This window comes from Bacteroidia bacterium, assembly GCA_040880525.1.
GTDB lineage: Bacteria > Bacteroidota > Bacteroidia > CAILMK01 > JBBDIG01 > JBBDIG01.
Genome location: JBBDIG010000024.1, coordinates 20832 through 36947, shown reverse-complemented (window position 1 = coordinate 36947; position 16116 = coordinate 20832). Strand labels below are relative to the sequence as shown.

16 protein-coding genes are annotated in these 16116 nt (G+C 44.6%); 7 read left to right on the top strand and 9 right to left on the bottom strand.

All coding sequences use genetic code 11. The features are described 5' to 3' along the window. Nucleotides 1-370: 370 nt before the first annotated feature. The 4 genes from WD077_06755 to WD077_06740 all read right to left on the bottom strand — a co-directional run bounded on the left by WD077_06755 (nucleotide 371) and on the right by WD077_06740 (nucleotide 3616). A complete protein-coding gene (locus WD077_06755; protein MEX0966920.1) occupies nucleotides 371-1273 on the bottom strand; it encodes a T9SS type A sorting domain-containing protein in 903 nt (300 codons plus the stop codon). Between the two features lie 67 nt (nucleotides 1274-1340). Beyond that, entirely contained in the window at nucleotides 1341-2189 is an 849-nt protein-coding gene (locus WD077_06750; protein MEX0966919.1) for a T9SS type A sorting domain-containing protein, read from the bottom strand. 88 nt (nucleotides 2190-2277) lie between these two features. Beyond that, nucleotides 2278-3129, bottom strand: coding sequence for a helix-turn-helix transcriptional regulator (locus tag WD077_06745; GenBank protein ID MEX0966918.1), 852 nt, complete (start codon nucleotides 3127-3129; stop codon nucleotides 2278-2280). 28 nt (nucleotides 3130-3157) lie between these two features. Continuing rightward, entirely contained in the window at nucleotides 3158-3616 is a 459-nt protein-coding gene (locus WD077_06740) for an SRPBCC domain-containing protein (protein MEX0966917.1), read from the bottom strand. A 294-nt stretch (nucleotides 3617-3910) separates the two neighbouring features. Between WD077_06740 and WD077_06735 the strand changes: the two genes are divergently transcribed. Further along, nucleotides 3911-6121: a SulP family inorganic anion transporter gene (locus tag WD077_06735; protein MEX0966916.1), complete on the top strand. Its 2211-nt coding sequence runs from the start codon at nucleotides 3911-3913 to the stop codon at nucleotides 6119-6121. 34 nt (nucleotides 6122-6155) lie between these two features. On the opposite strand, the gene WD077_06730 is transcribed toward WD077_06735, so the two are convergent. Further along, nucleotides 6156-6752: a hypothetical protein gene (locus WD077_06730; GenBank protein ID MEX0966915.1), complete on the bottom strand. Its 597-nt coding sequence runs from the start codon at nucleotides 6750-6752 to the stop codon at nucleotides 6156-6158. A gap of 126 nt (nucleotides 6753-6878) precedes the next feature. On the opposite strand from WD077_06730, the gene WD077_06725 reads away from it, so the two are divergent. Continuing rightward, nucleotides 6879-8741, top strand: coding sequence for a sodium:proton antiporter (locus WD077_06725; protein MEX0966914.1), 1863 nt, complete (start codon nucleotides 6879-6881; stop codon nucleotides 8739-8741). Between the two features lie 20 nt (nucleotides 8742-8761). After that, nucleotides 8762-9406, top strand: coding sequence for a tRNA (guanosine(46)-N7)-methyltransferase TrmB (trmB, locus tag WD077_06720; protein ID MEX0966913.1), 645 nt, complete (start codon nucleotides 8762-8764; stop codon nucleotides 9404-9406). Between the two features lie 4 nt (nucleotides 9407-9410). On the opposite strand, the gene WD077_06715 is transcribed toward trmB, so the two are convergent. From WD077_06715 to WD077_06700, 4 genes are all read right to left on the bottom strand, one after another. Next, nucleotides 9411-9884: a DUF1573 domain-containing protein gene (locus tag WD077_06715; GenBank protein ID MEX0966912.1), complete on the bottom strand. Its 474-nt coding sequence runs from the start codon at nucleotides 9882-9884 to the stop codon at nucleotides 9411-9413. A 337-nt stretch (nucleotides 9885-10221) separates the two neighbouring features. Continuing rightward, nucleotides 10222-10686: a DUF1573 domain-containing protein gene (locus tag WD077_06710; protein ID MEX0966911.1), complete on the bottom strand. Its 465-nt coding sequence runs from the start codon at nucleotides 10684-10686 to the stop codon at nucleotides 10222-10224. 80 nt (nucleotides 10687-10766) lie between these two features. After that, nucleotides 10767-11192, bottom strand: coding sequence for a hotdog fold thioesterase (locus WD077_06705; protein ID MEX0966910.1), 426 nt, complete (start codon nucleotides 11190-11192; stop codon nucleotides 10767-10769). Nucleotides 11193-11280: 88 nt separating this feature from the next. After that, nucleotides 11281-11718 carry a DUF1573 domain-containing protein gene (locus WD077_06700; protein MEX0966909.1) on the bottom strand — a complete coding sequence of 146 codons (438 nt, stop codon included), beginning with the start codon at nucleotides 11716-11718 and terminating at the stop codon, nucleotides 11281-11283. A gap of 150 nt (nucleotides 11719-11868) precedes the next feature. On the opposite strand from WD077_06700, the gene WD077_06695 reads away from it, so the two are divergent. From WD077_06695 to WD077_06680, 4 genes are all read left to right on the top strand, one after another. Further along, nucleotides 11869-12504, top strand: coding sequence for a histidine phosphatase family protein (locus tag WD077_06695; GenBank protein ID MEX0966908.1), 636 nt, complete (start codon nucleotides 11869-11871; stop codon nucleotides 12502-12504). Next, entirely contained in the window at nucleotides 12501-12887 is a 387-nt protein-coding gene (locus WD077_06690) for a CrcB family protein (GenBank protein MEX0966907.1), read from the top strand. Before WD077_06695 ends, WD077_06690 begins: the two co-directional genes overlap by 4 nt. Before the next feature lie 486 nt (nucleotides 12888-13373). Then, nucleotides 13374-14270 (top strand): PorP/SprF family type IX secretion system membrane protein, encoded by an 897-nt coding sequence (locus WD077_06685; protein ID MEX0966906.1) that lies wholly within the window; start codon nucleotides 13374-13376, stop codon nucleotides 14268-14270. Nucleotides 14271-15485: 1215 nt separating this feature from the next. Then, nucleotides 15486-16019 (top strand): hypothetical protein, encoded by a 534-nt coding sequence (locus WD077_06680; GenBank protein MEX0966905.1) that lies wholly within the window; start codon nucleotides 15486-15488, stop codon nucleotides 16017-16019. The last annotated feature ends 97 nt before the right edge of the window (nucleotides 16020-16116 follow it).

Genomic DNA, 16116 nt, shown 5'->3' with positions numbered 1-16116 from the left:
CAATACGGCAGCAGGAAATTCCGGGAAATCGCCAAATGCTCACTGACGCAAACCCTTCAACAGCGGCATACAGTTAATTTTACCGAATCCTGAAACGACAACGCTGCAATGCTTTTTGTGCAAATTTAACAGTAAGCACTAAGGATTCTAATAGGGGAAATGTTTTGGATTTCTTATTTAAAATCAGCGAAAAAACCCGCTGATAAACGATGCTGAAGATGCCTGGAAAAGCAGGCGATCTGCAACCGTTCCCTCGGAGATGAGGATAAAGAAATAGGAAAGGATATAATGCCCGGAGCAGGATCACCTGCTTCCGGCCTGTTTCGGATAACTTAAATACAGTATAGGATTAAAGGATAAACGTCTTATCTCAACGCACTACAAATCGCTTCACATCTGCAGGAATACCCTCCTGCCATAACTTCATAATATAGATGCCGGAGCTTAGTTTCAGCCCATATTGGTTCCGTGCAAAAAAGGGCAGCCGGTGCTCACCTGCATTCATGGCTTTATTCTCAATCACCTTCATTATTTCCCGGCCATCCAGATTATATACTTTCAGAGATGCACGGCCTGCCCGTGCAAGCGCTATTATTACGGTTGCTGATTCCTGCACCGGGTTGGGCTTAATGCTGCCGATCCCGGTTCCCATCTCAGCCGGCTGAGCGCCTGTGCCGGTCACCAACTCAGGATCAATGTCTATCACTATATCTGCCACGCCATGCTCAGCATTGTTCTGGTCTGTGCTCAGCGCAATGATCCTTTCTGCAGCATCAGGATCAGAGGCCCATGGATCTATAGGAATCGAGGTATCGCCCTCAAAATATATCTGGGTGGTGAGAACGAGGCCGGGAATAATGTCCGGAGCCGATACCTTATAGTGCAGGTGGCGCGGCCGGTATTGGGAACCGTTCAGGTATTTGCCGGGTAGAATTGACTCAAACGCATATTTCCCGGTTTGATCTGTCTTAATAATTCCGCGATAATTTTCATCCTCATATCCGCCACCATCATTTGCCTGCCACACGTCAACCACAGCACCCTTTATGGGCGTAGTGCAATCGTTAGCATACACGCTGCCTGTGATGAACAGCTTTGTGCCCGCTGATCCGGATGATGCTATTTTGCTGCTGTGTGGAGAACCGGGTATATAATATGGTCCTTCAATGTCTGCCGTTGTTAGGCATTCATCCGCTATCATTCTTGCGGGCATCATCAGGCCCAGGCCAGTTAGCAGAGAAGATTTTATGGCTGTGCGTCTCGAAACTTTCATTGGTTTTACTATTTAATTTATGCAATCCTAATTTGAATATTAAGATCACTTTTTACATTAAAATAATTTATTGTTTCAAAAATCTTCTGGAAAAAACACGGCCTGACGTGCCGGTAACCTGTAACATATATATTCCCGGCTTTAACCCACCGGTTTCCAGGATAAGCTTCTGCTGAGATTCTCCTGCGATCAATTGGCGCTGCATCACTTTTCCATTCATATTGAACAGCGTAATGGTGGCTCCTTCAGATCTGAAATTCCACGCTACCGTTAATTCTGTGATAACCGGATTTGGATATATAGTAATCGCCTCATTGATTGCTGCCGGTTCATTTATACCAGTGGGCTTTTCGCTGATCTTTAAATTATCCAGTCTCACATCCAGCCAGTTCACAATGGTGGTATAACGGAATGCTATGTGGCTTTGTCCGCTGGTGGCGGGAATATTCAATGCCTCCAGCTTTCGCCAAACATTATCATTCTCATAGGTGCTGTCAGTAAAATTGTAAAGAATGGTGCGGGTTGTGGCTGTCTCCGGATCTTTCGAACCATTAATAAGATAGATCGCGATCGTATCTCCGTCCATGGGTGTACCGAAACCTGTGAAAACATACCGCAATGAATCTATAGTAGCGCCATTGCTAAAATCGAATTCGGGTGATACAAACCAGTCATCGGTGCGCTCCGAGCCGCCCACAGGATAGTTGTGATTCAGGCTATGTGGAGGGGAGTAGGCTGCAAATGATGCAAAATTCCAGTGGTAAGGATCGCTGTCTGTGCCCGTTTCGTATTCCTCCCAGCCGTCCTGCTGCGAAGCATCGTCAAAGGCTGAGTAATAAGGCAATGAGGTTTGTCCGTGCAAAAGTGAGTACCCCGGGATCAGGGCCAGGGAAAGAAGTAAGTATCGTAGTTTCATTTTGATTAATATTTTTAACAAAACTACTTTACCACAAAATATTAACAATAGTATATTAATTCATAACTATGGTAAATCCTGTTTTTATTTATTCATTGCTTTTACTGCGGAATGCCCCAGGCGAAATTTTTCTGTGCTTTTTAAAAAATTTGCCGAAATGGGCCGGGTCGTCAAATCCCAGCCGGAAGCCGATTTCCTTCACGCTCAGTTCGCTGTATTGCAGAAGCCTCATTGCCTCCAGCATCAGGCGCTGCGCGATATGCTCCAGGGTGGTTTTTCCGGTGGAGTTGCTGAGTTCATGCCCCAACTGCCTGTCAGAGACGGCCAGTTCGTCTGCATATTGTGTTACGAAATGCCATTCATAGAAATGAGTTTCCAGCAAGGCGAAAAAGCTCATGACCAGATCCGGCTCCTGTTGCTTCCGTTCCAGGTTTTCAGCACTTCTGAAAAGCATTTCATGGAGATAAAGGCGCATTAATTCTTCCATGTAGGGACTGTTGCGGGCGAGCTCCTGCCCCATCCTGGTAACGCAATTCACCAATTCTTGAAAATGCTTTTGCACCGGCTTTATGATGGGATAATTGGTACGATTGTGCAAAAGCGGGTGCCGGAAGAGGAGCCGGTTATCAGGCGTGGCTTTGTAGAAAAATTCACGAGAAAAAATGACGATATAACCATAAGAGCCGGGAGCTCTTTTCAGCACATGTACCTGACCTGGAGACACGAAATGAATACTTCCATCCTGTATCTCAAATTCCTCGAAGTCAATAAGATGATAGCCTCCGCCCACTTCAAAGAAAAATATCTCAAAGTAATTATGCCGGTGAGGCACTGTAAAATCATAGTAACTCCGCTTTTCGAGGGAATGCAGCTTAAAAGCAATACTGTCCTCGTCATCTTTGGTAAAATTGTGCAGCGGTATCTGATCTTCCTTTCCCATTTTTATAATAAAACCCAATAATTATAATCTATTTCTCAGGTTTAAAATCAAAGGCACCTTTCCTTAAATTAATTCCGTACTCGAGGTAGGCTTTGAGGCATGCCAGGAAGTTTGCCCAGCCCTCGGTATTTTCTTTGAGCCATTTAATGCCTGCATCATCATTATCCCCTCCCTTTTCTGTAATGCGAACAACAGTCGCTTCAGGGCCATTCGGTGTTAAAGATATTTCCACCGGATACTCCTTTCCATCCGCATCCCAGTAAAAGGAAATAAACTTGTCCTGCTCCACTTTGTCGATCCGTACCGGCACATCCATATCAAATTCAGGGAACCGCCAGATAAGCTCCTTCCCCGGCTCCATCCTTCCAGTGCTTTCTGAAATAAAGTAACGGGTCAGCCCTTCAGGATCAACAATAGCCTCAAAAACTTCATTGGCCGGTTTTAAAACCTGGATGACCGTCTTAATGTCGAATCGTTGATTTTTCATTGAGTTGTAAAATTTGAAGTCGTAAAATTAACAAATATTGAATCAGGCAAAAGAAGGAAGTTTTTTCACTCTATCCTTGTTCAAACCGGCAAAGATTAAATTTGCCACCAGATAGCATCACGCATTCTCAAGGAGAATACGAGGCGTTAAGAGCATTTGGAGTTTGCCAATATAAACACACTTCATGCATGGCTGTAACTCAATCCTTTAAGTTTTTCTTATTATCCTAACGAACATCCGGGGCCGGAAAAGCAATTGAACATTTTCATCCATAGAATACTTGAAATTTCCTGAATGCCAAATTTTAAGGACATAAGCAGGCCGCTTTTTTCCCGACCGGATAAAGACATCCCGGCAGGTTTAGTGGTATTTTTAGTAGCGTTGCCGCTGTGCCTGGGCATAGCGCTTGCCTCCGGAGCTCCTCTGATTTCCGGCCTCATTTCAGGCATTATCGGAGGTATTGTCATCGGTTTCATCAGCCAGTCGCACATCAGCGTAAGCGGACCTGCCGCAAGCCTTACAGCCGTGGTACTGGTTGCGATAAAGGAGCTCGGCAACTTCGATGTCTTTTTGCTGGCGCTGACTATTGGCGGTATCTTTCAGTTCATACTCGGAATGTTAAAAGCCGGCATGATCGCGGATTATATGCCTACCAGCATTATTAAAGGATTGCTGGCTGCCATCGGTCTTATTCTCATTATTTCGCAAATTCCTTACGCCCTGGGAGTGGAGTTGGATAGCCGTATGGCTGACTACTCCCGCGATTTTATCCTCACTTCGCCAGATATGATTCTTGTGGTTTTTAATTCCATATCGCCAGGCGCTCTCATATTAACGACTTTTTCATTATTAATACTTATATATTGGGATAAAACTTTTCTCAAGAATATTAAATTTTTGCCCTCTTTTCTTTTCGTTGTGTTTTTTGGCGTATTAATTAATTTATTTTTTAAGCATGTTACCCCCTATTTTTATCTTGACGAAAATCATTTGGTCAACATACCAGATGTGCAGGAATTTACCTCCTCTGTTACCTTCCCTGATTTTAGTTCCATCTCAAATTTTAAGGTATGGACCTATGCATTTACCATTGCGCTGATTGCGTCTATTGCTTCCTTGCTTGCTATAGAAGCGGCTGATAACCTGGATCCGCATAAAAGGAGAAGCCCGCCCAACCGCGAATTGGTGGCGCAGGGAATAGGAAATACGCTGGCAGGATTGATCGGTGGCATACCTATCACTTCGGTAATCGTCAGGAGCTCGGTAAACATAGCGGCCGGTGCTGAAACCAGGCTTTCCACCATTCTTCATGGCACATTATTGCTCGCCAGCGTTTTAGCGATAAGTCCGGTTATCAATTTAATCCCCCTTGCATCCCTTGCGGCCATCCTGCTTGTTGTGGGGTACAAACTTGCTTCTATTTCTATTTTCAGAAGCATGTTTTTGAAAGGCTGGGACCAGTTCATCCCTTTCGTTGTCACCACCATCGGAATCCTGGTCACGGATGTGCTGATCGGAGTAATGATCGGTACTGCCGTAAGCATTTTTTATTTACTAAGGGGTAATTTTTATAATCCCTTTTACATTGAGAGTTCTAAATCAAAAAAGGGGGAAGCCATCCGGCTGGAGTTATCTAACGAAGTATCGTTTCTTAATAAACCAGCAATAAAAAAGACATTGTGGGGCCTTCCTAAAAACTCAAGAGTAATTATTGATGCCACATTTTCAACCTATGTAGAGCAGGACATTATCGAAATATTACATGATTTTGAAAACACATTTGCCCCTGAAAACAATATCCAGGTCGTCATAACCGGCCTTAAGGAAAGCTATGGCAGCAATAAGAATAAGAACTTAATTAAAACACCTCTTCCCGAGAAAAAAGAATTGCACACACCGCAGGATATTCTGAATTACATGATCGAAGGAAATCAGCTTTATGTGGATGGCAAATTGGTATCAAGGCGTTACCGGAATAAAGAACTTATAGATTTCATTAAAGAAGCTCCGCTGGCTACTGTGGTCAATAGCATAGATATGCGGGAGCCATTAAATATGCTTCTTAATACAGGAATCGGAGATTTGATTCCGTTACGAACTGCCGGCAACCTGGTGAGCGCCTATTCGATTTACAGTGCTGAAATTGCCTGCCGGAAGCAAGGGGCCAAATTAATTCTGCTTATGGGAAATTCCGGCAATTCATTTATTCAGGAGGCACTGGAAAATTATCGTGCAGGGAAAGAATCCTACCTCCATCCGTTGCTGTCTCCTGCGCTTGATTCAGGGGCATTCAGTAAGGAAAAGCTGGAGAAAGAAGATCTGAATACTTTGGCTGATGAAATTACCCTGTGGAACCTGAACGAATCAAAAATCAGGATTGTGGAGGGCAGCCCCTACATTCGTGAACAAGTGGCAAAAGGCAATATTGGTCTTTGCTCTGCATTTTTTGTACGGAAAACGGGTAAAATAAAGTTCTCCCCTCTGTTTACAATTGAAAGCAAATAATTCTGCTATATCGCTGCGATGATCTGCAAATTCATCATTCACCGCAAATCACCGCCATCATTTCGTCCATTCCCTGGGCATCCAGATATTTCGCATCGCTGTAACTGTTGCACAATAGCTTGATGTGCGTGGGCCGGTCATTGATCTTCACCAATTCCACACTGATATTTCCAAAACGCTGATCGAGTGGAAAAGGCATGGTTCGTTCTATGCTCGGCTTGAGATAATGCCGCTCTATGGTTTCAGCAAACTCCTTTCGGTTGTAAATCTTCCTGTCAGAGGCATAAAGCCGGTAACCGTCCTCTAAAAATTTATCTTTGAGCAAATCAAAGAAATGCTGAAACCCGGCAGCTTGTACGCTGGCTGGAAATCTCAGGAGAAAACCTTTGGAGGAAACGGTGGTTAAAACCCGCACCATTGCCTGATCCTCCTGCTCACTTTTGCTGCGGTGATATTGAGTGCAGAGAAATTCCGTGAGACTTGCCCGTTCTCCACCCGCTTTCCACTCCTCGTACTGCTGAAGTTCGAGCTGCCGTCTTTTAAGCACTTCGTGTATTACAGGTTGAGCCGGGTTGGCTGGGTCGGGAAAAAACCTGTTCTTTATGAGATCAAAGAATTTCATAAGTTTCATATAATGCTGTGATTTACAATATTTGCAAAAATACCTGTTCAGAATTTGATGAAGAATCAATGATCTGAAGGGCCCGGGGATAGTTTTGAACCGGGAAATTACACCCAAAGAATCCAAAATTAACCTATGATAGAGCTTGCGGCAATATTAGTACTAGGGATGTTCTCACAATGGCTTGCGTGGAGGGTGAAGCTGCCCGCAATTCTTCCTCTTATCATCATAGGCCTGATGGTAGGCCCGTTATCAACTTTCATTACGGCTGACGGTGAGAAGTTGATTGATGGTGATGCCATTTTTAACGGTGATGTGCTATTTGCCTTTGTCGCGCTGTCAGTAGGCGTAATATTATTTGAAGGTGGGCTTACCCTGAAGCTGAAGGAGATCCGGCATTTGGCCCATACCGTCAGGAACCTGCTTACCATCGGTGCCGCCATCACCTGGATTGGAGGAAGCCTTGCCGCCTACTATCTCCTGGGGATGCACTGGAAAATTTCACTGCTCTTCGGTGCGCTCATTATTGTGACCGGTCCCACCGTTATTGCGCCCATCCTCAGAAACATCAGGCCTACAAAAAATATCAATACGGTTCTTAAATGGGAGGGAATACTCATTGACCCTATTGGAGCACTTGTGGCAGTGCTGGTGTACGAGTTCATTCGCTTCAGCAAGCCGGGTGACGAATACACACTGGTTTTTTTCACCAATTTCTTTCTCACCATACTGGTAGGCGCTATCATCGGAACTGTCAGCGCCCTTGCCCTTTATTTTATGATCAGAAAACGATTGCTGCCCGGTTTCCTGAAAAATATTGTTACGCTGGCGCTGGTTGTCGGCACCTTCGCTATTTCTGATGCGGTTTATCATGAGAGCGGCTTATTGGCCGTTACCTTAATGGGAATGATCCTTGGAAATATGAGGATCGAGGAACTAAAAAATCTCCTTTCCTTTAAAGAGGATATCAGCGTCATTCTTATTTCCCTTCTCTTTATCATTCTCTCATCCCGAATTCAAATCCAGGATATTGAGTCCTTAGGCTTCAATAGCATTATCCTCTTCTTAGTGGTGATATTCCTGCTGAGGCCGCTGGCTGTGTTTATGAGCACCTTTCGCTCTAACCTGAGCTTTCGCGAAAAGGTGTTTATTTCATGGATTGGGCCGAGGGGGATTGTGGCGGCTGCGGTAGCTTCCCTTTTTTCGCTGGAGATCATGAAGGATACTTCCGTGTTGCCGGCAGAAAACCGGGATGCCGCGTTACTGCTTCCGCTTACCTTTCTGATCATTATCGGTACTGTAATACTCCAGGGTGGCTCAGCCAAATATGTTTTGAGTTGGCTGGGCCTCACGCGTAAAGAACCGCAGGGAGTTCTTTTTGTGGGGGCTAATGAGATCGCCAGATTTCTGGCCAGATACCTGAGAGATAACGATGTGCCAGTTTTGCTTGCGGATACAGCCCATTCCAATATTATGGAAAGCAAATCCCAGGGGCTGCCTGTGTATGAGGGGAGCATCCTTTCTGATGATGCGCTTGAGGAAATAGACCTTGCCGATAAAGGCCGGCTGTTCGCGCTCACTTCCAATACCGAAATCAATATTCTGGCAATGAGAAAATTCCGTGAAGAGTTTGGAGAGGACCATACCTTGCGCCTCATGTCTCAGCGTGAGATGGAGTTTAAGGAGCTGATCAAACCGCGAAACCTGCTGTTTGGAACCAGCGTTGACTACATTCAACTCATCCAGGCCATCAGACGAAAACCAAATTTACAGGAGATGGAAATTCCAAAAGGAACGGATCTGAAATCGTTTCTAAATGCAAATCCCAATTTAATTCCTTTTTTCATCAAGAAAAGCGATGCCCGGATCGAAGCATTCAGCGGGCAGTCCCTGTTTTCAGAGGAAGGAGATATCCTTGTATATATCGGTGATCTGGACCAACCGAAAACGGATTCGGAAGTGGAAGAAGAAATAAATTCACAAAGCGAAAGCCGGTAATATTTTCCAAACAAGGCAAAATGGCAAGAAGAAAGCGAGAAAAGATCCTGGCACTGAAAACGATGCCCAATGTGTTTGAAGAACCGAAAGCATTAAAAGGAAACTGGAATAAGGAGGTTTTTCAAAATGATCATCCGGTAATTCTTGAACTGGGTTGCGGCAAGGGTGAGTACACCATTAATCTGGCGAAGCACTACCCGCAGTATAATTTCATTGGAGTAGACGTAAAAGGGCCTCGCTTACACAATGGAGCCAAAGAAGCCCTGGATTTGAACCTGTACAACGTAGCCTTTCTGCGCATCCTCATAGAGCGCATTGATGATTTTTTTGAGAAAGGTGAAGTCAGCGAAATCTGGATCACTTTTCCTGACCCGTATCCCCGGAAAAGCAAAGCCGGGAAAAGATTGATCTCTCCCCGGTTTCTGGATCTTTACTGCCAGATACTGGAGCCCAATAGCATGGTGCATTTTAAAACTGACAATGAAGCCCTCTTTAATTATGGCCTGGAGGTATTAAATGAAAAAGGTTATAGCGTGCTTGGATACACGTATAACCTTTATCATTCTAATATGCTTAATCATCTGACCGCCATACAAACTACTTATGAAAAGAAATTTCTGGCAGAGGGCTTAACGATCAAATATCTGCATTTCCGGCTGAGCTAAGCGCTTAGTCCTGGATGGCAACCTCGTGGGCTACACTTCCCGAAAGCTTCACTATTTCCTTGCTCATCACGTGCTCCTTGGTAATTTCATCCTGATAGGTGAAGATCACATTCATGTGCTTGCGGAATTCACCGTTAATATCACGGGTGTTAAAAACCACTTTGAAGTAACCTTCCTCACCTGGCTGGATCACCTCTTTGGTATAAGCAGGAATAGTAACGTTGCAGGCTCTGTCAAAGCCAACCACCTTTACCGGCTTATCACTGGTGTTCTTAAAGGCAAATGTGTAATCCGGATAGTTGCCTCTTTCCACTTTTCCGAAATCGTGTTGCATTTGCTCAAAACTAATTTCAATTACACTTTCGCCTACTTTGTTATTCTGGTTGAATTTGTTCCAGAACTGAGCGTTAGCTGATTGAAAAGATCCTGCGACCATTAGCAGAACAAACGAAAATGATAGTGCGTGTACTTTTTTCATAACATCAAATTTTAGCGCGTTGATTCAAAAAATTTTCCCTTATTGACCAATCTGGGTTTTCCCTTCCGTCATTGATCGCTACAAAAGTAAGCGCACCACTCTTTGCTCTGAAACCTGTATCATAATCTATCTTTCTAGTGTCAGAATAATAGCTTTTGGTTGCGGAACAACAAGCGACAATTGAATATCCTAACCTCACTTAACCCATTGAATTAATGATATACCAAGGCTCAGGCATAAAAAAAAGCCCAGCAGAATTAAGTTGCCGGGCTTGAAATTTTAAGAGATAAAACTCTATTTAATTTGATCTAATTAATCTAATAGTTCCATGGCAGGCTCACTCACGCTTGGAAGAATAGCCTCTTATCACCTTGCCGGTGAGATATACCTCTTCATAAGTATATTGATCCTCACCTTTCTTTTCATATTTGAATACAAGCTGCATCTTCTTCTGAAACTTCCCGCTGATGTCCCGCGGATTAAGAATGAGCTTAAAGAAACCACTATCCTGCGGATTGATGGTTTCTTTACTATAGGCAGGAACCGTGAGATTGCATCCTCTGAATTCCTGAACCTGGACAGGCACTTCGCTTTTGTTTACGAATATGAACTCATAGCCTGGATAATTTCCCTGCTCCACTACCCCAAAATCATAATTATCTTTTACAAAAACAATGTCCAATGCCCCTTTCTTGACGTCTTTGCCATTCACCTGTTTGGCTCCGTTTCCAAATACTCCGCAGCCGGTTTGAAACACTAAGAGCAAGGACACTGTCATTACAACCAGAATTTTATTATTCATTTTTTTTATCTGTTTAAGGATATACTACTAATAAAGTATCTCAAAAAAAGTTTATACGTACGCAATTTTAATCCTGCTTTCTATCTGTTCTTTTTGGGAAGCACCGCTAAAGTAAGCGTACTAAATGCAACCCGGATGTGTTCTTCATCTGTGATGTCTATTTGCCATACATGGGTTCTTTTGCCGGTATGAATGGGAGTAGCCGTTCCCATCACGAATCCGGAAGTAATTCCACGTACGTGATTGCATTTTATCTCAATACCCACGCAATAATATTCGGTATCATCTATATAAAGATGAGCTGCCATGCTTCCTACGGTTTCAGCCAGGGCTGCAGAGGCGCCTCCGTGCAGGAGGCCAAGTGGCTGCCGGGTGCGATGGTCAACCGGCATTCGCATCTTCAGCATTTCCGGGCCTAATTCTATAAACTCCATACCCAGAGTCTCCACCATCGTACCTCTCGTAATTTCTCTCAGGTCGGATAGCGGAATATTGGTATTGATCATATCGCTATATAATAAAAAATCCTGTCAGGATATTTCAACCCCGGCAGGATTCATAAAGTTTGCAGGCACATCCATCAGGTGATGGAGTTTATATTTGCTCAGGTACGATATTGCCCTCTACAATAAGATTCTTACCTGTTCTCATCTGCTGTCCGTCATCGGAATACGTAAATATTATCTGGAAATTTTTCCTGATACTTCCGTTCAGGTCCCTGGGGTTCAGCACTATCTTAACAAATCCGCTTTCTCCAGGCTCTATAGGTTCCTGACTATAGGCTGGAACCGTGAGGTTACAGACCCGGCCAAACCCGGTTACCGACACTCGCTTGGAACTGTTGTTTACGAATACAAACCGGTAGCCGGGGTAATTCCCGGCCTCCACATGTCCAAAGTCATAGGATTGAGTGTCAAACTCTATGGACTTTCCTACAGCCGTATTCTCTTTAACTTTGGGCTGTGCGAGAGCTGACTCTATGGAAAACAAGCTCACAAGCATGAGCAGGGTAAAAGCGCTTAAGTTCTTCATGGCGTGGTCTTAAAACGATTTTTTGGTTGAAATAAATATTTCGCAAAGATAATTTGCTTTTGAATAATATAGTAAAAGCAAATAAATTATTTTTTCCTTCAGAAGCACTTCCTTTGCACTGGGAAATTCTTCTTACGTAAATACAAAAATATGCAGAATATATTCATCATCAGGCACGGAGAAACGGAGTACAACAGGCTTGGCTGCGTCCAGGGCTCTGGGATTGATACGAGCCTGAATGAGAAAGGCCGGCAACAAGCTGAGGCATTCTACAATCATTATAGCCATATTCCATTCTCAAGAATCTATGTTTCCTCCCTACTCAGATCACAGGAATCTGTAAAATCCTTTGCCGGCCATAATATAATTACGGAACGCCATCCCGGACTAAATGAAATTTCCTGGGGCACTTTTGAAGGACGCCATATCAGCAATTTGCATAAAACGTATTATGAGGAACTGGTGATAAAGTGGCAAAAGGGGGAAACCCACCACGGGATAGAAGGTGGAGAAAGCCCGGATGACGTAGCAAAGCGTCAACGAAAAGTCATTGACCTCATCATGCAGCGAGAGGATGATGAAAACGTACTGGTATGTATGCATGGCCGGGCCATGCGTATTTTCCTATGTCAATTGTTGCAGCTTCCTCTTCAAAATATGTCGCAGTTCAGGCACCATAATCTTGGACTGTATCAGGTTACGATCTCACCTGATGGAAGACGAACCCTTGCACGGGAGAATTGCATCGCCCACCTCAACCAAATTCTGGTAAACGCAGAAGAATGAACACGTTGATGAACCTGCTGATCATAGGAACCGGAGGATTCTTCGGAGCCATTTTCCGGGTGCTTATCAGCAATTTTATGCATGGCCATTTCCCGCACAAGCCATTCGGAACCCTCACAGTCAACCTCCTGGGAAGTTTCCTTTTCGGCATCATGGCTTTTGGTTTCCTGCAATTCAGTTTGTTTTCAGAACGACAATTTATGCTGGTAGCGCTGGGTTTCTGTGGCTCCCTTACCACGATGTCCTCCTTTGCCTTCGAGTCATTCGAAATGCTGGAACATGGCCGCTGGATCACTTTTGCCGCATACGTAGCTGCGCAGGTATTCCTCTGCATCCTGGCCGTTTGGGGCGGGAAGGTTGTGGCGGGAATGGTGGCGGGGTGAGTTTAGGATCGTTAGCATCATTTAGGCGCCTGCTGGAATTAATGCTCACATTCCTCAACCCTTTATCCCTGATCTTTCCCACAAAAGCCACAGCCTGACGCAGTAATGTCATCGCGAAGACCGCATTCGGAGCGATAGCGAAGAAAGTGGGACGTGGCGTTCTGTAGACCAACGCACCTCCATTTGGCTACAGATTGCCACAGTCAACGCCTTTCGATGGCGCTTAAGTCCTTTCCTTCGCAATGGCAGGAGGAAAGGATCCCTCGTCATTCAGCGCGACACCGAAGAATATGCTGGCATGCTGCACGCCCCACCAGTCCTTCAGCCTCTGTCGGTAATTACTGAATCCTACAATGCGTTGGCTGCGTTCCCGGCTGCTTCATTATTAAAATTTCTTGTTCACACCTTCCTTGTGCCCTATAAAATAGAAGGTAACTTTTCAAGCATGTTCAATACCCTATAATTTACCACTCAATGACATCTATAATGAAAATCCTGCTGATATTCACGCTGTTACTGACCACGAACCCTTTATATGCTCAAATTGAGGGTTTGCTGCACCCAATGACGTTCCCCGTGATGGTAAACCCCGCATTTGCCGGAACCACAGAACATGCGCGGATAACCCTGAGTGGGATGCAACGCTGGTCACGCTTTTTGTCTGCAACCAATGATGCATGGATTGGCAGCCATGATCAGCACTTTGATCAATTGGGTGGAGGCCTGGGCTTTTTCGCCTCCTATCATCGCTGGCCATTCGATAAACACAGCACGGTAGGTGGGATGTATAATTACCGCATTTCGTTTTCAGATAAGATGGCGATGCGCATAGGAGTTAAGGCAAATTATTTTGAAAGTACAATTCCCGATGAAACACTTTCCTCCCACCTCCGGTATCTTGAAACTCACGAAAGTTATATTAATTGGGGAACTGGTATTTTATTTTATAAAAACACCTTTTACGGGGGATTAAGTGTGGACAATTTATTCCGTCCAATCCTGAGGACTTTTTCCGGAGATAATCCACAGCCCCGGGTTTTTAGATTTCAGGGTGGCTATTGGCATAAATTATCGTCCGGTGATAAAAGTTGGGTTATCAACCCATCCGTACTTCTTGAAAAAAAGTCAACAAACTGGAAGATTTTAACCGGCATACAAGCTCACAAAGGTTGGTTTACGGGAGGCGTCTTTTTAGAGGAAGGTAGTATGGAGGCTATCTATTTACTCACCGGAATTCAAAAAGGTGTCATCAGGATATCATACCATTATGAATTTCCTATAAGTAATAATTATGTTTTTGCGAGCCATCAACTGGCGCTTACTCTTTTATTGAACCAAAATAAGACTGACCTTGGCGGCCAAATGTTTAGCAGGGTATTCTAATAAATTTACTTCACGCCCGGTTATTCCAGCACCAGACTCTTCTCTCCGCTGCGCTCCGATCAGCGTGACGTTGAGGTTAGGCAGCCTATCTCCATACTGTCATCGCGAGGAGTGCTTTTGGAGCGATAGCGGAGAAAGCGGGACGTGGTGATCTGTTGGTGATCTGTAGCTCAGCGCACGCTCGTTGTGCCACAGATTGCCACAGTCAACACCTTACGCTGCGCTCAAGTCGTTTCCTTCGCAATGACAGCGTGGGAAAACTCTCCTCATTCTGAGCGATAGCGAAGAATCTGGGAGTGTGCTGCACGCCCGGTTATTCCAGCACCAGTCTCTTCTCTCCGCTGTGCTGCGATCAGAATGACGTTAGGGTTAGGCAGCCTATCTCTATACTGTCATCGCGAGGAATGCTTTTGCAGCGAAAGCGGAAAAAGCAGGACGTGGTGATCTGATGGTGATCTGTAGTTCAGCGCACGTTCGTTGTGCCACAGATTGCCACAGTCAACACCTTACGCTGCGCTCAAGTCGTTTCCTTCGCAATGACAGCGTGGGAAAACTCTCGTCATTCTGAGCGATAGCGAAGAATCTGGTAGTGTGCTGCACGCCCGGTTATTTCAGCACCAGACTCTTCTCTCCGCTATGCTCCGATCAGAGTGACGTTAGGGTTAGGCTTCCAATCTCAATACTGTCATCGCGAGGAGTGCTTTTGGAGCGATAGCGGAAAAAGCGGGACGTGGCGATCTGTGGGTAATCTGTAGCTCAGCGCACGCTCGTTGTGCCACAGATTGCCACAGTCAACACCTTACGCTGCGCTCAAGTCGTTTCCTTCGCAATGACAGCGTGGGAAAACTCTCGTCATTCTGAGCGATAGCGAAGAATCTGGTAGTGTGCTGCACGCCCGGTTATTTCAGCACCAGACTCTTCTCTCCGCTATGCTCCGATCAGAGTGACGTTAGGGTTAGGCTTCCGATCTCCATACTGTCATCGCGAGGAGTGCTTTTGGAGCGATAGCGGAAAAAGCAGGACGTGGCGATCTGTAGCGCAACGCACGCTCGTTGTGCTACAGATTGCCACAGTCAACACCTTTCGCTACGCTCAAGATTTCTCAAAAAGCATTTGCTCAGGATGAGAGACTTATTCCTGACAATGCAAAAGAAACGACACAAATCAAATTTGTACATTTGAATAACGCTCATTCACTCATAAAAGCATGAAAAGATGAAATCAATAGCCCTCCTGACACTGTTTCTTGCAACGCTGATAAACGGCTGCAAAAAGGACCTGCCTGAACCGCAACTGCCTCCTTACACCCAGGAAGGGAAAAATATCTTTGCCTGCAAAATAAATGGGGAAGTATTCGTTGCTGAAGGTGTAATGGATAAGAATACCATGAGTCCGAAAGGAACAGACAATAACTATATGGTTTGGGGAAATGATACGATAGTGGAGATAAGAGCAGTGGAAAAAAAACCAACGGAGGCAAGTGTATCAGTTGATTTTGTCTATACATTAATAAAAGACACATTTGAATTAAATCAAAAGGAAAATTCAGTAGCCAGAATCTCCATACCCGTTGAAAATTATGTTTTTGCTGAATCAATTTTCAAGACAACTGATGAGCATAAGGGCTGGGTGCAGGTAAAATATTTCCAAAACAACATCCTTGCAGGAACATTTGAATTCACAGCCATTGACGACCGGGGAGAGATTATTCATGTTACAGACGGACGATTTGACTTCTTCACAAAATAATAGCTAACACTGAAATCCATGAAACAACTTATACCTTTTTAATACTTGACAGCTTTGCTTTTTCTCACCAAACATTTGCTCAGAATGAGCGCCTTAT